The 23380-nt window shown below is 42.9% G+C and carries 17 protein-coding genes; 9 read left to right on the top strand and 8 right to left on the bottom strand.

What is annotated here, in order from left to right; genetic code table 11:
* Positions 1 to 95: 95 nt before the first annotated feature.
* Positions 96 to 1400, bottom strand: a complete 1305-nt coding sequence (rsmB, locus tag BFG52_RS00165) for a 16S rRNA (cytosine(967)-C(5))-methyltransferase RsmB (protein ID WP_067551015.1) — start codon at positions 1398 to 1400, stop codon at positions 96 to 98.
* Positions 1397 to 2359, bottom strand: coding sequence for a methionyl-tRNA formyltransferase (fmt, locus tag BFG52_RS00170; protein ID WP_067551018.1), 963 nt, complete (start codon positions 2357 to 2359; stop codon positions 1397 to 1399). Before fmt ends, rsmB begins: the two co-directional genes overlap by 4 nt.
* 472 nt (positions 2360 to 2831) lie before the next feature.
* Here fmt and ilvD point away from each other — a divergent pair, with 472 nt between their 5' ends.
* Entirely contained in the window at positions 2832 to 4661 is a 1830-nt protein-coding gene (ilvD, locus tag BFG52_RS00175) for a dihydroxy-acid dehydratase (protein WP_071890055.1), read from the top strand.
* Between the two features lie 109 nt (positions 4662 to 4770).
* Here ilvD and BFG52_RS00180 read toward each other — a convergent pair whose 3' ends face one another.
* Positions 4771 to 6981, bottom strand: a complete 2211-nt coding sequence (locus BFG52_RS00180; protein WP_067551024.1) for a TonB-dependent siderophore receptor — start codon at positions 6979 to 6981, stop codon at positions 4771 to 4773.
* A 350-nt stretch (positions 6982 to 7331) separates the two neighbouring features.
* On the opposite strand from BFG52_RS00180, the gene BFG52_RS00185 reads away from it, so the two are divergent.
* On the top strand, positions 7332 to 8621 hold the full coding sequence (locus tag BFG52_RS00185; protein WP_067551027.1) for a hypothetical protein: 1290 nt from the start codon (positions 7332 to 7334) through the stop codon (positions 8619 to 8621).
* A 26-nt stretch (positions 8622 to 8647) separates the two neighbouring features.
* Positions 8648 to 8935 (top strand): chorismate mutase, encoded by a 288-nt coding sequence (locus tag BFG52_RS00190; RefSeq protein ID WP_067551030.1) that lies wholly within the window; start codon positions 8648 to 8650, stop codon positions 8933 to 8935.
* Between the two features lie 53 nt (positions 8936 to 8988).
* Here the strand turns inward: BFG52_RS00190 and BFG52_RS00195 are convergent, their stop codons facing one another.
* Entirely contained in the window at positions 8989 to 10137 is a 1149-nt protein-coding gene (locus tag BFG52_RS00195) for an MFS transporter (protein ID WP_067551033.1), read from the bottom strand.
* A gap of 109 nt (positions 10138 to 10246) precedes the next feature.
* On the opposite strand from BFG52_RS00195, the gene BFG52_RS00200 reads away from it, so the two are divergent.
* On the top strand, positions 10247 to 11074 hold the full coding sequence (locus tag BFG52_RS00200; RefSeq protein ID WP_067551037.1) for an AraC family transcriptional regulator: 828 nt from the start codon (positions 10247 to 10249) through the stop codon (positions 11072 to 11074).
* Positions 11075 to 11317: 243 nt separating this feature from the next.
* Entirely contained in the window at positions 11318 to 12052 is a 735-nt protein-coding gene (locus BFG52_RS00205) for a sulfite exporter TauE/SafE family protein (RefSeq protein ID WP_067551040.1), read from the top strand.
* A 53-nt stretch (positions 12053 to 12105) separates the two neighbouring features.
* Here the strand turns inward: BFG52_RS00205 and BFG52_RS00210 are convergent, their stop codons facing one another.
* From BFG52_RS00210 to ppc, 3 genes are all read right to left on the bottom strand, one after another.
* Positions 12106 to 12990 carry a LysR family transcriptional regulator gene (locus BFG52_RS00210; RefSeq protein ID WP_067551043.1) on the bottom strand — a complete coding sequence of 295 codons (885 nt, stop codon included), beginning with the start codon at positions 12988 to 12990 and terminating at the stop codon, positions 12106 to 12108.
* 180 nt (positions 12991 to 13170) lie between these two features.
* Positions 13171 to 14475 carry a solute carrier family 23 protein gene (locus BFG52_RS00215; RefSeq protein ID WP_067551046.1) on the bottom strand — a complete coding sequence of 435 codons (1305 nt, stop codon included), beginning with the start codon at positions 14473 to 14475 and terminating at the stop codon, positions 13171 to 13173.
* 375 nt (positions 14476 to 14850) lie between these two features.
* Positions 14851 to 17541, bottom strand: coding sequence for a phosphoenolpyruvate carboxylase (gene ppc, locus BFG52_RS00220; protein WP_067551049.1), 2691 nt, complete (start codon positions 17539 to 17541; stop codon positions 14851 to 14853).
* Between the two features lie 1036 nt (positions 17542 to 18577).
* Between ppc and BFG52_RS00225 the strand changes: the two genes are divergently transcribed.
* From BFG52_RS00225 to dapB, 3 genes are all read left to right on the top strand, one after another.
* Entirely contained in the window at positions 18578 to 18955 is a 378-nt protein-coding gene (locus BFG52_RS00225; protein WP_067551052.1) for a hypothetical protein, read from the top strand.
* An 89-nt stretch (positions 18956 to 19044) separates the two neighbouring features.
* Entirely contained in the window at positions 19045 to 20160 is a 1116-nt protein-coding gene (gene dnaJ, locus BFG52_RS00230) for a molecular chaperone DnaJ (protein WP_067551055.1), read from the top strand.
* 233 nt (positions 20161 to 20393) lie between these two features.
* Complete coding sequence (dapB, locus tag BFG52_RS00235; protein WP_067551058.1) at positions 20394 to 21209, top strand: 4-hydroxy-tetrahydrodipicolinate reductase; 816 nt, start codon at positions 20394 to 20396, stop codon at positions 21207 to 21209.
* Between the two features lie 181 nt (positions 21210 to 21390).
* On the opposite strand, the gene BFG52_RS00240 is transcribed toward dapB, so the two are convergent.
* Complete coding sequence (locus tag BFG52_RS00240; protein WP_067558916.1) at positions 21391 to 21834, bottom strand: hypothetical protein; 444 nt, start codon at positions 21832 to 21834, stop codon at positions 21391 to 21393.
* A gap of 117 nt (positions 21835 to 21951) precedes the next feature.
* Here BFG52_RS00240 and BFG52_RS00245 point away from each other — a divergent pair, with 117 nt between their 5' ends.
* On the top strand, positions 21952 to 23373 hold the full coding sequence (locus tag BFG52_RS00245; RefSeq protein ID WP_067551061.1) for an aminotransferase-like domain-containing protein: 1422 nt from the start codon (positions 21952 to 21954) through the stop codon (positions 23371 to 23373).
* The last annotated feature ends 7 nt before the right edge of the window (positions 23374 to 23380 follow it).

The following is a 23380-nucleotide window of genomic DNA, read 5'->3' on the forward strand; positions in this document are numbered from 1 at the left end:
AAATAAGAGGGTATTATTTTAAGAACAGTCTAGACGACAGCTATAGGCGATCTATTTTGAGCCATGCTTTTTAGACCAAGCGTGCAATGGGCACACTATGCGATTTTGCTGATGAGGCAATAATAAAAACCATCACCATAGGCTTCTAACGGTAACAACTGACGACCGTACTGTTGTGCAATACCCCAATCTGCTGCAATCTTTATCTCTTGTGCATCGGCATGTTTGGCGAAGAAGTTTTGCATTTGTTGCTCATTTTCGGCTTTTAAAATGGAACAGGTAATATAAAGCAATTGCCCACCCACCTTGAGCTGTGACCAGAGCTGCTCCAGAATCTGACTTTGCAATTGTACAATTGGTTCAATATCCGAAGATTGACGTAATAAGCGAATATCAGGATGACGACGTAATACACCTGTTGCAGAGCACGGTGCATCTAATAAAATTGCATCCAGCAACTGCTCGGCCTGCCATGTGGTGGCATCGGCACATTGAATGCTCAATGGCGCAATCTCATGCAGTGCTAAGCGGGTGAGGTTTTCTTGCACACGCTGCAAGCGTTGTTCATCGGAGTCGATGGCAATCAGCTGTTTGGGAATATATTTTTCTAATAAGTGTGCAGTTTTGCCGCCCGGTGCTGCACAAGCATCCAGTACAACTTTCTGATCTAGAGCACAGAGCAATTGACTTGCCAATTGTGCATGTAAGTCTTGTACTGCAAACCAGCCTTTTTCAAAGCCCGGTAAGCTGGTGATTTGTACATTTTGATCTAGCACAATGGCACTTTCAATCCAGCTTACAGCATGGGCTGCAATATCTTGTGCGTGCAATAAAGTCAGATAAGCATCACGACCAATCTTACGCTGATTGATGCGTAAGCAAATCGAGGTCGGTTGTTTAAGTTGCTGACACAGTGCTGGGAAGTGTTCTGGCCAATCGCGTTTTAAACGTTTGGCGAGCCAGCTGGGTAAGCCATGTGTGGCATTTAACGCTTGCTGAAATGCTTCAGTTTCACGTGAAACACGACGTAAGATGGCATTGACCACACCACTGAGCGCTGCAAAACCGAGTTGTTTACAAGCTTCAACGGTTTCTGAGATGGCCGCATGAGGTGCAGTACGTGTCATGAGCAACTGGTACATCCCCAAATAAATACAACTTTCGACCGTTGGGTTGTTGAGTGGTTTGCTCAGGAGGGGCAAGCTAATGTTTTTTAAAGCATGCCACTGTCTGAGTGTACCCAGTAATAACTCATGAAACAGTGCACGGTCTTTGCTGGGCACTTGTGCCAATTCGTGGCTGAGGATACTTTGCAAAGAGCGCCCTTGCTGCACAGCAAGTAGGCTAGTGACGAGCTGTGCTCTGAGGTTTCGTTTCGATGAAGACAAGGGCTGATTCATGCAAAAATATGTCCGACGTGAAGGCGTTGAGATTGGAGAATTTGCTGGGCATTAAATGCTTTGGCACCCGGCCATTGTAATTGGGTTAGACAAATCACTTTCTGATCGCCACAACAAACATGAACGCCGTGTGAGTCAATCGCAATAATTTCTCCAGCTTGCGCATGTTCTGTAGTGCGTGTAGATAATTGACTCATCCATACACGCAGGTTGTTGTCGGCATCAAGTGCAGTAAATGCAACTGGCCAAGGGTGAAAGGCACGGATATTTCGATCGATGTGTAAGGCAGGGTCTTGCCAATTGATTTGTGCCTCTGCTTTGGCAAGCTTTTGTGCGTAGATGCTTTGTGCATCATCTTGTATTTCACGTTGTGCAATATAGCCTTGTAGGCTTTGCTCAGAAGCGAGTACCTTGCAAATGGCTTCAGCACCTTGTATGGCGAGGCGATCGTGCAAACTGGCTGCGGTATCTTGCGCCGTGATGGGGCAGTGGGTTTTATAGAGCATATCGCCCGTGTCTAAACCTGCAGCCATTTGCATAATCGTGACACCGGTTGTGTCATCACCGGTGGCAATTGCACGCTGAATCGGTGCCGCACCACGCCAACGAGGCAATAAGGACGCGTGAATATTCAGGCAGCCATATTTGGGTAGGTCCAATACGACTTGTGGCAAAATCAAACCATAGGCTGCAACCACCATAATATCGGCATCGAAAGCGGCTAATTCTTGCTGTGCTGCCAAACCTTCTGCTGTTGAGGCTTTAAAATGCAATGGTTGTTTTACCGGTAAGTGATGTTCAAGCGCAAGCTGTTTCACTGCAGATGCGCTGAGCTTTTGTCCACGGCCGGCCTTACGATCAGGTTGGGTATAAACCGCAACAATGTCGTGCTCTGTTTCAATGAGGGCTGCTAAGGCGACAGCAGCAAATTCTGGTGTACCTGCAAAAATGATTTTCAACGATATTCAGCTCAATAAATAACACCAGACCATTATAACAAAGCCAGCGCGCTGCGCATTGCTAATCATGAATGCATATGTTATTCATAAAATAAAGTTATCTAAAATTTAAAAATTATTCATATAAGTTTTTAATCAGAATCTAGTCGTTACAGGTATATTGACTGCTTATAGCGCTTATATTTAATATTTTTATTGTATTTAAGCGACTATTCAGCATGATTTTATGCCATAGTTGCCTAAACAATTCTGAGCGCGACGGTGCACCACATCATGCGTTGTAATGGCGTCGCCACAAGCTTAAGCCACTACAAAAGATTTTATTTAGAGTCATCAGCTACATCACAACTTATAGTATGATGTTTGAAATTTAAACCGATTAGGCTGTTCATCGCTATAGCTTAAGTGGTTGTTATTAGCCAGAGTGAAGGGTGACTTCACTCAAGCACATATTTTGTTGGAAATATACGCAATGCCTGACTATCGTTCAAAAACATCGACACATGGAAGAAATATGGCTGGTGCGCGTGGTTTATGGCGCGCAACGGGTATGAAAGATGAAGATTTTGGCAAACCAATTATTGCCGTCGTGAACTCTTTTACTCAATTCGTTCCAGGTCACGTCCATCTCAAAGATCTCGGGCAATTGGTTGCGCAACAGATTCACGAAGCTGGTGGTGTGGCCAAAGAGTTTAATACCATTGCAGTAGATGATGGTATTGCGATGGGGCATGATGGCATGCTGTATTCTTTACCATCACGGGACCTTATTGCCGACTCTGTTGAGTATATGGTGAGTGCGCATTGTGCCGATGCCATGGTCTGTATTTCGAACTGTGACAAAATCACCCCAGGTATGTTGATGGCAGCGATGCGCCTGAATATTCCAGTGGTTTTTGTGTCTGGTGGACCGATGGAAGCCGGTAAGGTCAAAATTCGTGGTAATGAAAAAGCAATCGACCTAGTCGATGCGATGGTGGTTGCCGCAGATGACAATTACACCGATGAAGAAGTGCAAGCTTTTGAACGCTCTGCCTGTCCAACCTGTGGTTCATGTTCAGGTATGTTTACAGCGAACTCGATGAACTGCTTGACGGAAGCACTGGGTTTGTCTTTACCCGGGAATGGTTCAATTGTTGCAACGCATGCCAATCGTAAAAAGCTATTCTTAAAAGCGGGTGAATTGATTGTGGAATTGGCTAAACGCCATTATGAGCAAGATGATTACAGCATTTTGCCACGTTCTATCGCGACCAAAGCTGCTTTTGAAAATGCCATGACGCTTGATATTGCCATGGGTGGTTCAACCAATACCGTGCTACATTTATTGGCTGCAGCCAATGAAGCGGGTGTTGATTTCACCATGGATGATATCGATCGTTTATCCCGTCATGTACCAGTACTGTGTAAAGTTGCACCAGCCAAACAAGATGTTCATATGGAAGATGTCCATCGCGCTGGTGGTATCATGTCTATTTTAGGTGAGTTAGACCGAGCAGGTTTGCTGACTACCGACTGTAGTACGGTACATGCGCCGACTCTAAAACATGCATTAGATCAGTGGGATATTATTCGTACTGAAAATCCAGAAGTGTATGAGTTTTATCGTTCTTCACCTGGCGGCATCCCGACTCAAACGGCCTTCTCACAAAATCGTTATTATGCAAACTTAGATGGTAACCGTGAGACAGGTGTGATTCGTAATGCAGCATATGCCTTCTCCAAAGATGGTGGTTTGGCGGTGTTATACGGCAACATTGCACTCGATGGTTGTATCGTAAAAACGGCTGGTGTAGATGAGTCAATCTTGAAATTTAGTGGTACAGCACGTGTTTTTGAAAGCCAAGATGCTGCTGTGGATGCTATTTTAGGGCAACAGATTAAAGCTGGCGATGTGGTGGTAATTCGCTATGAGGGTCCGCGCGGTGGACCTGGTATGCAAGAAATGCTGTATCCAACCAGTTATTTAAAGTCCAAAGGTTTGGGTAAAGAATGTGCCTTGATTACCGATGGGCGTTTCTCTGGGGGTTCATCTGGCTTATCGATTGGTCATGTTTCACCAGAAGCCGCAGAAGGTGGTGCTATTGGTTTGGTTGAAGATGGCGATATTATCGATATCGATATTCCCAACCGTACTATTGAACTACGTGTCGATGAGGCAACGCTTGCAGCACGTCGTGTGCAACAAGACCAAGCTGGTTGGCAGCCGAAAGAGCAACGTAAACGTAAAATTTCTAAAGCATTAAAAGCCTATGCCATGCACACCACCAGTGCAGCAAAAGGTGCGGTGCGTGAGATTTAAACAATAATATTTAAACTATATATTGTTGTTCAATCAAGCATGACTAGAAAGTGATGTATTTAAAAATCAAAAAATCTCCAAGCGTTTGGGGATTTTTTTGCACGATGATTTAGAAGTTATAATGAATTGAAGCAGTATAGCGTCTTGGATCGCCGTAAGTGTTTGCCCAAGTATTTAGACGATATTTCTCATCAGTTAAATTACTAACATTGAAAGAAACATTAAGATCTTTGTTGATTGTGTAACGCGCCATAAGATCAACTAAAGTAAAGGATTTTTGACGGAATGCTTGGTAGTTCAGCCCAGTTTTACTGTTGTCATAGAACTCGCTTTGCCAGTTTAAGCCAGCGCCTACTGTTAATTTACGGTCTAGGATAGGAAGATTATAGGTACTAAACATTTTAAACTGTTGTTTAGGACGATCGGTATTAATGCGTTGACCATTATTATCTTTGGTCTCCGCTTGGGTATAACCGGCTTGAATATTCCATTCAGGTAAAATCTGTCCTGCAACTTCGACTTCAAAGCCTTTGGTTTCGGCACCTTTTACTGCACGATAATAGTTAGAACCGGTCGTGGTCCAACCATTAATCACAGCTTCATCTGTATCTGTATATTTTCCAGCGGTTTCAGCAACATTATCCATTTTGGCTTGGAAATAGGCGGCACTCAGATTGAGGCGATCGTCATAAAAACTTGCTTTTAGTCCGCCTTCATAGTTATCACCTTGTTGTGGGTCAAGTACGTTATAGCTGTAGTCACGATTGCTTTGTGGGAGGAAGATATTGGTATAGCTTGCATATGCTGTTAAATAGGGGGTGATGTCAAAAGTAATACCTGCATAGGGTGTTAGTTCATTACTTTCTTTAATATGTGTATCTGATACGGTATTGCGGACATCGTTGGTTGAACGTGTTTTTAAGTCATAATTGGATAAGCGACCACCGAGAATAATATGCAATGCTTCGATTGGGTTTAACCGTGTTGCAAGATAATAACCGCTTTGCTCATAATCTTTATGACTTAGACCTGTGGCAACCGTTGCTTCGGTAGGCATAGCAATGTTGCCATCCCAAGTATTAAGATCGATGACACCCCGTGCATTATAGCCCGCATAAGCATTGTTGTCGCTTTTTAAGCGTTGATAACTTGCACCGAACATTAGTTCATGCTCACGCCCCAACAGCTGATAATAACCTGTCGCAGAGATATCCATACTATGTTCTTCTGGGCTAAAATCATTTTGTGACGCGGCAAGGGAAGCGGTCATATTGCTATAATCAACTTGTGCAACACCAATTACCCCATATAAAGATTCAATATCTTGTTTGGTATAATTGTAGTTCGCTTGAACTTTCCAACGGTTGGCAAACTCATGTTTAAACTCAGTAAATAAATTGAGTGTATCGATGTTGCTATATGCCCAACGCGCATTTGGGTTAAATTCGCGATCAAAAGGCATGATTTTGCCATCATCACCAAAGATGGTAATGCCATGTACACCCTGACCATCTAAACGCGCACGGCTTAATAATGCACCTAAACTAAGTTGGGTTTTTGCGCCAAGATCTGTATCTAATACACCATAAAGTGTCGCATTACGTTGATCCCCCCAATCTCGCCATGAATCATTTTGACCATAGGCTGCCACAAGACGACCACGTACTGTACCCGATGCATTGAGGGCACTTTGTACATCAAACTCTGAGCGAATAGTGTTGTTTGAACCAGCGTTTATTTTGATGCTCCCGGTCGGGTCGGTTTGATTGGCATGTTTGCGGTTTAAACCTACGCTTGCACTTGGGTAACCTGCGCCATTGGTTAAACCTGCAGCACCTTTTAGTACAGTAATATTTTCATAAATAATAGGGTCTAAATTACTTAGAGACGATCCATTTTTTCCACTGGTTGCAGGGGAAGTCATTACGCCATCGACTTGATAATTTAAAATCTGGTTACCGCGTGCATAATAAAACGTATATTCACCGCCATTACCCACAGCACCTTGGGCACCGAAACGTTGGATATAAATTCCAGGGGTTTGCGAGAGTACTTCTTCAACTGTTTTTAAATTTTGCTCTTCAATACGTTGACTGGTCATGACCGTAACGGATTGTGGGGTATCTTTTAAACTCAGGTCCAATTTTGTTGCCGCACGAGAAGAGGTTGCTGTATAGGCGGGGGCTTGATCATGCTGTGCTTTTATTTCAATAGTGGGCAGCTGCTCTGGTTGATCTGCGGCATATGTTGCATAGCTGCATAAGGTAAGCGAGGAAAATAGGATATGGCGGATTGCCATAGTGAGTGCGGATTGGTTCATGTGTTTTACAAATCCATTGACTTATTTAAAATGAGAATTATTATTATTTTTATTAGTTAAAATCAATAAAAAATTTTTACTTTTGCCATTTTTTTATCAGTGTATAAAGTATTGTCTTGACGTATTGGCTCCCATATCTAAGAGCACTTTGTATAGAAGCATTAATCGCTTCTGTGATATGGCAAAGATTAAAGTCTAATTTTTAAGGTGCTATTGCTTTAAATGATGAGCTTTCATTGATCATTCGGCGACAAATTGCTATAAACTTTAAACAGGTCTATGACATACATATGTATATTGATCGCCATAATTTTTTGATATTCAAACTTTGTTAGATTGAGGCAAATCTCATGTCATTGTTGCGCCGTTGCTTTGATCCGATTCGATCACGATGGTTTTTCCAAAAGCCTAGTCGCCAAGCGGTATTACCGATCGATCAGGGCTTGAGTATCTATTTACGTCTAGATGACGTGTATAGCTATTTGGCGGTACAGCAATTAACACAATTAGATGAATTACTCAGTGAGCAACTCAAACCGTTAAAGGTGATTATTTCCGATGTCAGTGCTGAACCGCCGAACCACATGGATGTAGCGGCATGGCATCAGTATTGTCTGAATGATGCGCGCATTCTGGCACAGCAACATCGCTTTAGTTTTGATGATGAAAAACCCGAACAACCTAGTGCTGAGGCGCTTAAACAAGCCAAAACTATTTTACGTCATACCCCATTGCGTGGACAAAATTTTCTATATTTACTTGAAGATGTTTTTCATATGCTGTGGCAACAGCAATATGGCAAACTGCGAACTTTATTTGCCATGGCGAGTCGGCATCAAGTCCCGCAGCATTTTCCTGAACGTATTTTTAGTCATGAGCCTGTACGCTATAGTTATTTTGAGTTTGGTCAGCGGCAATATCAGGCTGTAGATGACTTATTACGTTTAACACGGCGTTTAAGACAACAAAACTTACTCAATGGCACGCCAATTTTTTTAATTAATCATATTGAGTGGCGTGAACATCTAATTAATGATGCGGAACAATTAGCAGAGATACAGGCGATGGATCCTGAATTGGATTTATATATCGCACTGGAAGATCCAATTAGTTGGTTATTATTGGCATATATTAAAGAGGAATTGGCTGAGTATTATGATATTCAACTGAAACTCTACCCGTTACCGTATAGTGGGCGCGATCAATTTGATTGGCGTTTAGCCACGCGATTATCGAAACGGACCGAAGTGGCATTTACGCCATTCTGTCGACCCGATGCAGATGCAGTCATGCATATGGCAAGCTTATTTTATAGTGTGGCTGAAGAACAGCAACTGCAAACCATGTACGATATTTTAGCGGCGGTATGGACGGATGGTCGTGATTTATCTTATACGCCACATTTTAATGCTTTGCAGCAACAATTGGCGATCACACAATTGGCTTCGGGGGCAGAACAACAGTTATTGCATAATGCTGAGCAATGCAGTGCTTTGGCGCAACCAGATTTACCTGTATTGGTATTAAGAATCGATGGTCAGCAATATGTCTTTAATAGTTTATATCGAGTTTGGATGATTGAAAGTATTTTAAGCCGAGTATTGGAACAGAAGTATAAAGCGCAAAATAGTAAACCATAGCAAAGAGTAGATCATAGAAGGTGAAAATGGAAAAACAAAAATGCCAGTCCTTAGCTGAAATTCGACAACATCTCGATGAGATTGATCGACATATGATTGAGCTTATTGCCCTAAGACAGTTTTATGTCGATCAGGTCAGTCATTTTAAATTAGATGAAGCTGCTGTGCAGGCACCTGCACGTGTGGAGCAAGTGATTGCAGCGGTCAGAGAATATGCACAACAGCAGGGGCTTGATGCTGATTGGGTTGAACAGTTTTATCGTCACATGATTCAGCATTTTATTCAAAGAGAGTTGAAACAAATTCGCCCCTAAAGCTGATTCTCAATCGAGAGAATTTTGTGCTGAAGACATGACGTCGATGGTGTTTATAACCAACGACGTTGTAATATCCATAGGCTCAGAATAATAATTATCGCGCTTAGTACTGAGAACATCATGCTAAGGGTGCTGATATATTTACTCGCCTCTAAACCCAATGCGATCGCAATATAATAGCCAAAACTAAAAAGTGCTGAAGCCGTACCCTTATGCTCAGTATAATGTTGCAGTGCCTGTGCGAGTAAAATCGGAATAGCCATCGCATAGGCCAGCATAAAAATTATCATTGCCATAAAAAATGTTGCTTGATCTTGGAGTAAATAGGCACAGAGACACCCCAAAACACAACAGAGCATGGCAATGCACAAGATCCAACGTGTGGCAACGTGTGCGCTATTGGCATGACGCCGTAGTAAATAACGATTGCCCCAGACCCCAACCAAAGAACCGATGGCAAAGAACACACCACTATAGAGTTGGTACGATGTCTCACTATTTTGTGCAGCAAAAATAAAAGGTGCTTTAATATAATAACCAAAAATCAGCACATTATAAGCGGTGATTAATAAGGCAAAGCAGCCGACTTTTGCGTCTCGCAGCATGCGCTGTGCAACTTGCATGAAAGCGTGCTGAGCACGTTGGGGTGGTGCTGTTTCCTGACAGTAATACAGGCTGAGTAAACATAGCAATGCAGCACTACCCGCTAAGGCATAAAATATCCCGCGATAGCCTGTGTGCGCACTCAGATAGCTGCCTATAAATAAACCTATACTAGGGCTCATGGCAATAAAAAAGCCAATCAGTGCAAAGATGGATAATAACTGCGTTGCTGTAAAACGGTCCCGTAACATTGTCTGGGTGATGACTGAACCAACAGCGATACCGATACCAGCACAACAACGCCAAAATAATAGGCTATAAAAAGATGTGCAGTATAAAATCGCAAAACAGGACAGGCTATATAATGCTAAGCCACACAGTAATATCGGTTTACGCCCAAAATAATCACTGAGTATGCCCCAGATCAGTACCCCTATGGCAAAGCCTATAAAATAAAGGGAAAGGGTGAGTGCCATGGTCGGTGGAGCAGTTTGAAATGCCAGACTTAAACTGGGGAGGGCTGGGCTATAAATCGTTTCTACGATTTGCGGCAGCATGATGAGAACAATCAGTAAATAAAAATGAGCTTTGTTCATAATGTTCTGAGCACAGCAGGTTAAGCAAAAGTGCCACTATATAAAAATTGACCATTTCCTTTTACAATATAAAAGACCATAAATATCAAAAATCGGACAAGGTATAGCGATGGCATGGGTTGATCCACAAACTGACTTTGATGCAGACCAAATCTCAGCTCAGGTACTGGCTGTGGCTTCACAATTTGAGCAGCATCGTTCAGATTTGCATTGTCATCAAAAAGGGCAGTTGCTTTATATCAGTGAAGGCTATGTCGAGTTATATCTGGAGGATACGCAGCGCTATTGTTTATTACCGCCGTATTTTTTGGTTTGGATTGCACCACAAACCCTGCATCAAATCGTGGTAAAACATCGTATTCAATATCATTCGCTATGGTTTGATGCCTCTCTTTGTCAGGACTTAAAGCACAGTAAGATCTTTGTCGCCAGCCCATTGCTCAAAGCCTTATTACAGCGTTTGATGGGCTATGCATTAGACAGCGATTGGCAACACGGTGCAGCCTATCATCTGAGTCAATTAAGCTTGTTGGAGATTGCTGCAGCCCGCCCAGAGCAATTATTACTGACCATGCCGCGGCATGAAAAATTATTGCTCTGTCTGGCGCAGTATGACATCCCTCCCACTATGCGTCAGTTGGCAAGCCTAATGCATATGAGTGAGAAAACGTTGGGTCGTATAGTTAAGCGCGAAACACAAATGGGCTATCAACAATGGCGGCAACATTATCGTTTGATTACAGCAATTAAAATGTTATTAGAACAGCAGCGTATTCACGCGATCGCACAGCGTTTAGCATTTTGTAGTGATAGTGCTTTTATTGCTTTTTTTAAACAACGAACTGGCTTAGCACCTGCACAATATCTGAGTTTATATTCTGGGTCTGTAGATTCCGGATCTACATATCCTGAATCTGCATATAGCGGGTCTATATGATGTTGGTCAGTATAGCATCCTGAAAATAATGTCTGCGACGATTGAGGCAAATTCAGCTCAATCCTATTCTTAACCCAATCCTATTTTTAGCTCAATCCTATTTTTAATGTCAAAACAATCTATGCCCTTATAGCCTCAATCTTTGCTTGAGCCCTGTCCCAAAAATCATGATAGAGCATCGCTTTGCCATGCACTAACATGGCGTCATTGCAATCTTGTTTAAGGTACGAGGGCAGAGAGAATATGCTTGGTGTGGTCATAGCAGTATTTACAGTAGCAGGGATGATTAAAGGGATGTTAGGGCTCGGATTACCTGCGGTCTCGATGGGTTTACTTAGTTTATGGATGTCACCTTTTCATGCCGCCAGTTTATTGGTGTTACCGTCGATGTTAACGAACTTTTGGCAACTCTTTGCTGAAGGTGGCGTGCTGCGGTTATGCAAGCGTTTTTGGTCTTTAATCCTTGGGATTATCGTTGGCGCTTATTGGAGTATTTTCCCGACTTTAAATCATCATGACTTTCCAAGTGAAGCACTGTTGGGCAGTATGCTGGCTTTATATGGGCTATACGGTTTATATGCACGGCAGCTTCCTAACTTTTCTAAACATGAAGCTTATTTATCGCCAATCGTCGGGTATTTAGGTGGCGCATTAACCGTTGCCACAGGTGTCGTGGTGATTCCAGTGGTGCCTTATTTACAATCTTTGCAGTTAAAGCGCGATGACTTGGTACAGTCTTTGGGACTTGCCTTTACCGTATCTACGCTTTGTTTGGCACTATTTTTATATCACAACCCAGTTGATGATTTTAGTGTATTGAATTATTTATCTTGGGCTGCATTATTGCCTGCGGTATTGGGCATGTGGTTGGGTACGCGGTTACGTCATCGTATTGCTGAAGCCAAATTTAGACGTTTATTTTTTTATGGCTTATGTGCATTGGGGCTATATATGTTGAGTGGTGTATTTTTAAAATAAGCATTTAGACTTTATCGATCTGTCTTAGTCTGCGTCATTGAAAAAATGATGTGTTAGGGCGGGTTGTGTTGACTGAGATAGTGCGCAAAATTGGCATAGTCGGGATTTAATTTTGCAAAGTCATGGGCGACTAACAGCAGTTGGCGTTGTGCCCAAGCGCCGGTTAAAGCAATGACATGCAGCTTTTGTGCCCGGAGATGTTGTGTAGCACGCCGTGGCACAATGGCAATGCCGACGCCATTGGCAACGACTTGGTGAATGGCTGAAAAAGTAGGTAAACGTAAACGATATTGGATTTGATAACCCAGTTGTTGCGCTTGATGCTCAATGGAACGCTGTAAGGAATGATGTGCCATTAAACCCACAAAGGGATAACTCAGCACTTGGTTTAAATCTAATTGTGTGGCTTGTGCCAGTGGGTGTTGCGTGGCGCAGATCAGCACCAGGGGATCATCGGCAAAAGGGCGACTTTGTAAGTGTTGATGAGCAAAAAAGCTTGAAATAATGCCAAGTTCGGCATGACCTTGTTGAATCGCTTGAATAATATCTAAGCTTTCAGCTTCTTTGAGCTCAATCTGAAACTGTGGATGATCCAATAAATATTGTGGTAATAGATCAGGTAAATATTCACTTTGTGCGGAGGAATTACACCATAAACAAAAACGTCGGCGTCCACTAAAAGCTTGCATACTGTCTTGTAAGGCTAAATATTGTTGTTTTAAACGCAAAGCATGTTCAGCAAAACTTTGCCCAGCAGCACTGAGTTGTACACCATTATGATGACGTGTGAATAAACTGACTTGATAATGTTGTTCGAGTTTTTTGATTCGTTCGCTGGCAGCTTGCAAAGAAATTGAAGAGCGTTGTGCTGCTTTGGTTAAACTGCCACAGTCCACCACATGTAAAAATAATTGAATATCAAAAAAATCTAGGCGCATGCCTATAACTGCTTTGCATGAGATAAAGCTATCTTACCCAAAAGCCACAGGAAAACCAATGCTAAGCGCTGGCATGTAAAGCGCAAGAAACAGCCCAAGCCGTATAGCTTGGGCAGCTTGGGCAAACATGTGATGCCATACGCTTGGGTGCATGCGCATGGTAGGGTATTTTACACTGCATTAGTCTGCACGTAATTTTAGATTAAAGAGCCAGTTTAAAATGAGTGCAGCAAAGGTTGCTGTACCGATCCCGCCCAAATTGAACTGACCAAACTGCAAAGCAAAGTCGCCAGTACCTAAAATAATGGTGACTGCTGCGACCATAAGGTTTTTATTTTGAGAGAAGTCGACTTTATTCTCGATCCAGATTTTGGCGCCGGCAATGGTAATTAAGCCAAAAACCACAATCGATGCACCTGCCAAAATCGCAGTTGGGATGGTATGAATAATGGCACCAAACTTCGGTGAGAAGCCTAGGAAAATCGCAAATACCCCAGCAATCACAAAAATAACAGTGGAATAAACACGGGTCACGGCCATAACACCAATATTTTCACCATAGGTGGTCATGCCTGGTGCGCCCACAGCACCAGATAATGTGGTGGCAACACCGTCGGCAACAAAGGCTTTACCGATATGAGGATCAAGATTTTCACCGGTCATCGCGCTGACGGCTTTGATATGACCTAAGTTTTCTGCGACTAAAATCAAAGCGACAGGGGCAATGATTAAAATGGCATTCATATCAAATTGTGGTGAATGGAAAGTGGGAATACCAAACCAACTGGCTTGTTGGATTGCTGCAAAATCAATTGCTGTCCCTAAACCTGCGACATTAGCCACTATATAGTAAATGGCATAGGACAATAATAAACCGAGTAGTAATAATAAACGTTGTACTAGACCACGACTAAAGACAGCAATTATTCCCATACACAGCACGGTGACCAAAGCCATCCACATGTTGAAGCTATCGGTACTGACGCTTTTGACCGTTGTGGGTGCAAGGTTTAGACCAATGATCATCACCACCGCACCAGTCACCACAGGCGGCATCAGTTTTTCAATCCAACGTGTGCCAGTGAGCATGACCATGACGCCAAACACAGCATATAAAATACCGCAGACCATAATACCGCCGGCGGCATGGGCTAAGTTGAGATTGGGTAAGCCACTGCCAGAAGCGCTATAACCTGTGGCAGCGATGACGACCCCAATAAATGCAAAACTTGAACCCAAGTAACTGGGCACACGACCTGCCGTAATAATAAAAAATAAGATGGTACAAATACCGGACATTAAAATGGCCAGATTTGGATCAAAGCCCATGAGGAAGGGAGCAAGTACCGTGGCACCAAACATGGCAAAAGCATGTTGTATACCTAATACAATACTTTGGGCTGGGGGTAAATATTCGTCAGTGCGTACAGGTTGGTGATCTATTTGACCACGATAAGGACGCCATTTGGGGAACCCATTGGACATAGGGAAATGCTCTACTACTCAATTCGGCACATGATACTATTCTTTGCATAAAAATTGATGTCTTGTTGCAAAGTTATCCAGCTGAATTTGCTTTATATTGCTCGAAAATTTTGCAGAACAGCAAGCGGTGTAGCGCTATTTTTGATGTGGACTCAAGAGTTTAAGCCCTTGGTAAAATCCTGAGATTTCAGTATTTGGCGATGTTCGCTCAGGTGGTCCAGCATCAAAATTTTGATCAGTAAAGCTTCGATCAATAGTAAAGCTTCGAGCAATAAAGCCCCGGTCAGTTGGTTTTCACTGATCGGGGCTGAGGATACTGCTTAGAGCTTACCAGACTGATTGAAGCTGAGGATATGCTGGGTGCGATTGCGCGCCTTAACCGGTATTGCGTAAGCCTGCGGCAATGCCGGCAATACTGACCATCAAGGCATGATCGACAGGAGTTCGTTCAGTTTGATGACTGCGCAAATAATCACGCCGACGTTTCATCAACTCCGATTGTAATAAATGCAGTGGTAGTAAGTAAGGTTTACGTACTTTCATTGACTGGTCGAGTACTTCATTTGAGCTGAGTAGTTTTGATTCACCTTTGACCGCTAATAGATTTTGTACGGCGTCGTGTAGGCGTTGACGTAATTCAACTCCCAGAGCTTTGAGTTCAGGATCGTCGGTTAAGTGTGCCTCATAATATAGTGCAATATGCCGATCTGACTTAGATAAAACCATTTCCAACATATCGATCAGTGTTTGGAAATAAGGCCATTCAGCTAGCATTTCATCAAGGATTGCTTGTTCACCTTGTTCAATCACTTGCTTCAGTGCCGCGCCTGTGCCTAACCAGGCGGGTAACATCAGCCGGATCTGTGTCCAAGCAAATACCCATGGAATTGCCCTTAAAGATTCAATACCACCACTGACTTTACGCTTCGCTGGACGCGAACCGAGGGGGAGCATTTGTAGTTCTAGTTCGGGTGTGACCGTGCGTAGATATTGTACAAATACAGGATTGTCACGTACGGTATGGCGATATACCTTGACCGAATGTTCTGTCATGCGGTGCATCAACTCACGCCAGTGTGGCTTGGGTTCTGGCGGTGGGAGTAAGGTGGCTTCTAATGTCGCAGCTGTATAGATTTCAAGGTTTTGTTGGGCAATTTCAGTGAGACCAAATTTGAAGCGAATCATTTCACCTTGTTCAGTTACACGAATCGCACCTGAAATGGAGCCGGGTGGTTGAGAAAATAGTGCTTGCTGGGTTGGTGCGCCACCACGACTAATGGAGCCACCACGACCATGAAATAGGGTAAGTTTTACTTGATGCTGTTGTGCAACTGTTGTGAGTTGTTCTTGGGCACGGTATTGTGCCCAGTTGGCAGACATAAAACCAGCATCTTTGGCAGAGTCGGAATACCCAATCATCACCTCATGCCGACCTTGAATATGCTGTTTATACCAATGCATATTAAAGAGGCTATGCATGGTATCTGCTGCGCCGTCGAGGTCTTTGAGTGTTTCAAACAAAGGTACCACACGTAGCGGCTTGCTGATCCCAGCTTCTTTTTGCAGTAATAACACTGCCAAAACATCACTTGGGTATTCCGCCATTGAAATAATATAAGCACCCAAGGACTCGCTGGGTTGTTCTGCCAGCATGCGCATGGTGGCAAAAACTTCTTTGACATCAGGATCAGCAATTAAACTCTGCGCTGGCTCATGCAAATGTTTAGGCAGGAGCGGACGTTTACTTTGTAATTCCTGCAATAAGAAGTTTTGCCGTGCCTGTTCGCTCCATGTGGCATAGTGCCCCAAACCAAGATATTCGGTAATTGCCGAAATGGCTTGACGATGACGCCCCGATTCTTGGCGAATGTCTAAGCGTAGGAGCTCAATCCCAAAACAATTAACACGATAAATAAAATCGAGCAGGCTGCCTTGGGCAATCTCTGGCAAATTACATGCCATCAGTGAGCGGTAGCACAGCAACAGCGGTTGTAATAATTCTTCTTTATAGTGAATAACTTGTGCAGGATCGACCTGAGAATGCTGACCTTGTAATTGATCGGCTAACCATTGGCGTGTCAATTTAAGACGTTGACGGATATCCCGTAGATATTCACGATAGGGCTCTGCATGTGGTTTAGCCAGCGCTTGTTGTAGCTCAGCAGAACAGGCCTGTACTGACAGTTCCCAACGTAATTGTTCGATATCGCGAAGATATAAATCGGCAACTTTCCAACGAGATAACCACAATACTTCTTGCGTGACTTGATGGGTGACATTGGGATTGCCATCACGGTCGCCCCCCATCCAAGAGGCAAAACGAATCGGTGCGATATCCAAGGGCAGATCACGCTGACATTGGGTTTGTACTAACTGTCCCAATTCACGTATAAATTGTGGTACGGCATACCAGAGGCTTTGTTCAATCGTGGTGAATCCCCATTTGGCTTCATCTACGGGTGTTGGGCGTTGCTGGCGAATTTCATCGGTCTGCCATGCCGAGCAAATCAATTGCTTAAGTTGTTGTAATAATTGTTGACGTTGTTTGGGCGTTAATTTTTGTTGATCAAATTGACTAAGGCAATCATTAATTCCATCGTATTTTTGAATGAGGGTACGCCGACTGACCTCTGTTGGATGCGCAGTCAGTACCAATTCGATATTTAAATTACAGACTTGATGATATAACTCTTCCGCGCTGATCTGTTGTTGTTGGAAACGCGTGAAAAGGTGCTCAAGTACATTGGGGGATGGCTGTTCGGGATCAGACTCATTTTGACGGCGACTACGCACCACATGATATTGCTCTGCAATATTGGCAAAGTTTAAAAAATGAGAAAAAGCACGGGTCAGCGGTAAAATCTCCTCATCTTTTAGACTGAGAAATAATTGCTCTAACTCTTTTTCCGCAGCAACCTGACCATCACGAGCACCTTTGCTGAGAGCGCGAATTTGCTCAACCTGATTAAATAAATCTTCTCCTGCGTGTTCTTTTAAGGTCTCACCCAAAAGATTGCCGAGTAGTCGTACATCTTCACGTAATGGCGCATCAATGGGTTGGATCATTGCCCGTCTCCTAAATTACTTTGCTAAAGTCGTCTATCGATTTAAATATCGCTTGAAACGAAATGGTCTACACTCAAAACGAAACGGTCTAACTTAAATGGTTATAGCGAAGAAATGGTTATAACCTAAGAATCTAACGTAAATCGTTATAACAGTAAAAACGGTCTAAACGAAATAAAAAACCGCCTAAACTAAAATAGTTATAACGTAAAAATAGGACTTGCCAAGAGGCTTTTATACCAAAGTCGGGCGTAAATAGAATATTTTCCAGCCGCAACGACAGGATGCCGTTATAGCACCTAGCCACCACTGCTCAAGCAGTGTGCAATTGCACGACAATGCTTTGTTCTGGCAAACGCTATCAAAGTTTAAACGCGATAAAGTCCAGCAATTTCAAGCGATCTATTGATGTTCTCATCGATCAAATCTATGTATAGCATATCCTTGGTGCGAACGCGCATGATTTGTTATATTTCGCCCATAGAATGCTACTTTTTATAATAAAATTAATTAGATTAAATACTTATTTTTTATATTATTTTTTCTAGAGGCTAGGGACTTTGTCTGGTCAGGCTTTGCTGACTGGATAATCCAATCAAATTGCCGATGATCAAGACTGATTTTCATTGTCTATTTGCTGGGACTTTGACTATAATGACCGACTAGGGTTGTTGTGATTGTCATCCAATCATGATGATAAACAAGCTCAGCAAAATGTTTCTCATTATATAGATAGTACATACGCACAATAATCAAACTTAAGCACATGTATTTTATGAAATAACAATCAAATTGAGTAATTGATCGCAATCAATGCAATATTATTTAGCTTGTTGTAAAAACTGCATTGTAAGACATGCTGTTTAAAATTAAAATGCTGGCGAATTGTACCTCTTTTTCTTGAAACATATTGGATATCTGATGCAGGAAGCCTCATGTTGATATATCTAATTTAAAGTAAAAGACGATCATAATGTTTAATGTCATTGCTAGCGTGTGAACACGGCTAATAATGGATTGAGGTAGAAAAATACCCATGGGGCAAGATAATTTACAACAGCACCAGCGTTTGATGACCACATCTTATGTGTTTATGTTTCTTGCACTGTTTAGCATTGTAAGTATCGTGATTTCATATATATTGGCACGCAAGGTTGCAAATGCTGCAGAAGCTGAAGTATGGATGCATGCACAAGCATTATGGGTAGTCCGTAGTACCGTGCTATTTTTATTCTTGGCAGCCTTCGCTGCATTATGGTTCATCCCATTATTTTTTTATTATTGGGATAGTATGCTATGGGTAAAAGCTTGTACTGTGATCGGGGTCATATTGAGTGTGGTGGCATGGCTTTATTTACTCAATGCATGGTTAGTCGGCTTTAGTAAATACATAAAAAATAAAGCTGTTTTCTAATTTTTTTATTTATTCGCTTGTAAAATGATGCATTCATCCCCACCTATGACGCAGTTGAGTTATACAAATTCTGTGGAGCATCGCCAGATATGGCTAAACGTGATTATTATGAGGTTTTGAACATCTCAAAAACCGCTAGTGATGATGAAATTAAAAAAGCCTACCGTAAGTTGGCGATGAAATATCATCCAGACCGCAATCCAGACAATCCTGAAGCAGAAGAAAAATTTAAAGAAGCAGCTGAAGCTTACGAAGTTCTGTCTGACGCAGAAAAGCGCAACATGTACGACCGTATGGGGCATAGTGCATTCGAAGGTGGCATGGGCGGTGGTGGCGGCTTCGGCGGCTTTAGTGCAGAAGATATCTTTAGCCAGTTTGGTGATATTTTTGGTGGTGCATTTGGCGGCGGTGGTCGCGGCCAGCAACGTCAACGACGCCAAGGTTCTGACCTCCGTTATGTGATGGAACTGACCTTAGAAGAAGCGGTTCGTGGCGTTAAAAAGACCATCAGTTTTACAGCACCGGCACCATGTGAAAGCTGTGATGGTAAAGGTTCTAAAAATCCTAATGATGTAGAAACGTGTAGAACTTGCCATGGCGCAGGTCAAGTCCGTATGCAACAAGGTTTCTTCTCGGTACAACAGACTTGTAGTACCTGTCGTGGTCAAGGGAAGATGATTAAAAACCCTTGTAATAGCTGCCATGGTTCTGGTGTGAGTGATCGTCAACAAACACTTGAAGTCACGATTCCTGCGGGCGTAGACAATGGCGATCGCGTGCGTCTTACGGGCAAAGGCGAGGCTATACGTGGGGGGCAAGCAGGCGATTTATACGTTGAAGTTGTGGTTCGTGAACACGATGTATTCCAACGTGATGGTGCTGATTTATATATGGATGTACCAGTCAGTATTGCGGATGCTGCCTTGGGTAAAGAGATTGAAATCCCGACCCTTGATGGTCGTGTTAGCCTAAAAATCCCTGAAGGTACACAAACCGGCAAGTTATTCCGTTTGCGTGGTAAAGGCGTGAAACCAGTACGTGACAGTATGCAAGGTGATTTGCTCTGCCGTATTGTGGTGGAAACGCCTGTGAACTTAACGGCGAGACAGCGTGAGTTACTGCAAGAACTACAAGATACCCTAGATGGTGATGAACACAAATCAACACCGAAGAAAAAATCTTTCTTTGATCGTTTATTTGACTAAGCTCACTAGCACAGTGGCTTAAAATTAGGGGGATTGGCCGATCAAGCGCCGTTAAGCCGTTAAATAGCAGCGATGCAACGGCAATCCCTAACAAACTGCTCTGGATGTATTCTCCTTGCTGGCAAACCTAAGATTGGGGGCTAGTGTCAAGAGATGATCATACAGGGCAGTTTTTTATTGTTTAAATTGTTATATTAGATTTATTTTTTAAACAGATTGAGTAGGGAAATTTTATGTCAGCACATCCACGTATTGGCATCGTCGGCGCTGGTGGTCGTATGGGCCGCATGTTGATTCAAGCTGTTCATCAAGCAGGTTATCCTTTAGCGGCAGCAGTGGTGCGTTCTGGTAGCTCGCTGATAGGTACCGATGCAGGAGAACTGGTCGGTATTGGGCGATTGGGGTTAACGGTAGTCGATGACCTAACGAAGGTTATCGCCAACTGTGATGTCATCATCGACTTTAGTACGCCTGAAGCCACCGCACAGTATCTTAATATTTGCCAAGCTGCCAATGTGGCTATTGTGATTGGTACGACGGGTTTTTCTGAACCACAAAAACAACAAATGCAGCAAACGGCACAGCATATCCCCGTGGTCTATGCTGCAAACTATTCTGTAGGGGTTAATGTCTCAATTAAACTGCTACAGCTTGCGGCGCAAGCATTTGGTGACAGTGTCGATGTAGAGATTGTTGAAGCACATCATCGCCATAAAGTTGATGCACCATCAGGAACGGCTTTAATGATGGGTGAGGCGGTGGCTGAACGTTTAGGACGTGACTTAAAAGAAGTGGCGGTTTATGGTCGTGAAGGACATACTGGACCGCGTGATCGTCAAACCATTGGCTTTGAAACCATTCGTGGTGGTGACATTGTCGGTGAACATACCGTAATGTTTATTGGTGATGGTGAACGTGTGGAAATTAGCCATAAAGCCAGCAATCGCATGAACTTTGCTGCTGGTGCAGTGCGTGCTGCGGCATGGGTGGTGGGTAAACCAGCACAACAATATGATATGCAAGATGTACTGGGTTTAGAGCAGCTGTAAGCTTGTGCTGTAGCGGATCAAGACCTAGATTTTATTCAGGTTGATGATGATCTCGATCGCCCAAGCCAGACTTGGGCATTTTATTACTATTTCTTGATTTCTTGCTATGCTGAAGCGGTCTATGAGATGACGCTTGACCTAGCCGATGTATTGAGTAAGCGATCGATCACAATAAACAATGTCAAAGCCCTCTTGCTGCATAATTAGGCAGTGCTGATGGATTGTTTTGATTGTCTTGACTGTCTTGCATCGGTAAATCGAGCTGTAGTAGCTGAATGGGGGTGACCTGTTTTGCTGTGGTCGCGTGTTCATTGGGCAATAAAGACAGGGTAAACCGTTGCTGTTGCTGCTGACAGATAAAGTCAATATTTTTACGACGTGGTTGCTGGACTAAAACCGATTGATGCGCCATCGAGCTTTGATAATGATAATGTCGTGTAGCACTGCTAAACTGTAAGGTGGGCTGCATGCTATAAAACTGGTAGTTTTGCAGAGCTTGGCTTTTTAAATATCCTTCAATCAAAGATTTACAAATAAAGTGCTGTTGCTGACTTTGATGATTGCTTTCAGGTTGCTGACATGCACTGAGCCATAAACTCATCATCATTATAAGATACTTTTTCATGCTGGCTACTGCCCTGAGTGACTGATAAAACAATGGTTTGAGCATAAAAGCACTGGTGAAATGGGTACAGATACAATAATATTTAAAAAATAAGTACAGAACTGAGTATTTGCTGTCATGCGCTTTCAATATCAAATTTTGGCCCAACAATTGGCGCAAAAGATTTATCAAGGTGAATTGCCTGCGGGACAACGTTTAAGCTCATTACGCCAGTTTGCCAAGCTACAGCAGGTTAGTTTGAATACTGCACAACATTGCTATGCCTTATTGGAAGCACAAGGCTTGATTTATGTCCGTCCTAAGGCGGGTTATTTTGTACAGCCAGTACGCAATGCGCATCCCTCGGTGGCTATGCCAGTACATCCCGATTTTCAAACCACGCCACGGCGTATTTCTAATTTAGAATTACAAATTGAAATTCAAGAAGATTCTGTTGATCCACGTTTGGTACATTTGGGCTCTATACAGCTATCACCACGTTTGATTCCAAGTAGCAGTTTACGTCGTTCATTACAACGTGCGCTAAAACACAGTCATTCTGAAGACTTTTTATATAGTGATCGACAAGGCAATCGGCAATTACAAGAGGCGCTGGCTGCACATTGGGCCGAAGATGGTTTTTATATTCCTGTCTCTGAAATTTATATTAGCAATGGCTGTATGCCTGCATTGGCAGTATTAATTCAGACACTCACGCAAATAGGTGACAGTATTATTGTGCCCACGCCAAGCTTTAATGGGCAATTACAGTTATTGGGGACCTTGAAGCGAAAAATTATTGAGGTGCCTGCACATCATCAAGGCATCGATTTAGATCGGCTAGAACAAGCGATGCGCGATTCAAATTCTAAACTTTGTTTGCTCACAGCTAATTTTCATAATCCTTTGGGTTTTGTCCTGAGTAATGACGAGAAACAAAAAATTGCGGCATTGGCTGCACGTTATCAGTGTTTTATTATTGAAGATGATATTTATGCCGAATGCAGTCATACCCCCGTTCGTCCCTTACCGATTAAATATTGGGATCAACAGGGTTATGTGATTTATTGCGGCTCTATTTCGAAAGTGATTTCACCGTCTTATCGGGTGGGGTGGTTTAGTTTGCCGCCACGATTGCAACAGTATCGTGCGCAAATCTTATTACATCTTGTGGTGGTGAATACGCCATTACAATTGGGTTTGGCTGATTTTATTTATAGTCGTGCTTATCGTGAGCATTTAACAGCATTAAGACCGGTATTAATGCAGCAGGTGCAGCAATATCGCGATTATATTATCCAAAGTTTTGCTGATGTAGAGGTACGCCTGTCAAACCCAAGCGGTGGTTATGCCTTATGGTTACAACTTCCCGAACATATAGACAGTATGCAGCTGTATTTATATGCCAAACAACAGGGCATTAATATTGTGCCCGGTATCGTTTTTGGTGAAGAGCAACGTTATAAGAACTGTATTCGACTCAATGCTGGACATGAGCTGAATGGCGCCATTGCCCAGGCAATTGACTGTTTGGCTGCATGGACTCAACAGCAGCTCTAGTCATCTA

The organism is Acinetobacter larvae, assembly GCF_001704115.1.
Taxonomy (GTDB): Bacteria; Pseudomonadota; Gammaproteobacteria; order Pseudomonadales; family Moraxellaceae; genus Acinetobacter; species Acinetobacter larvae.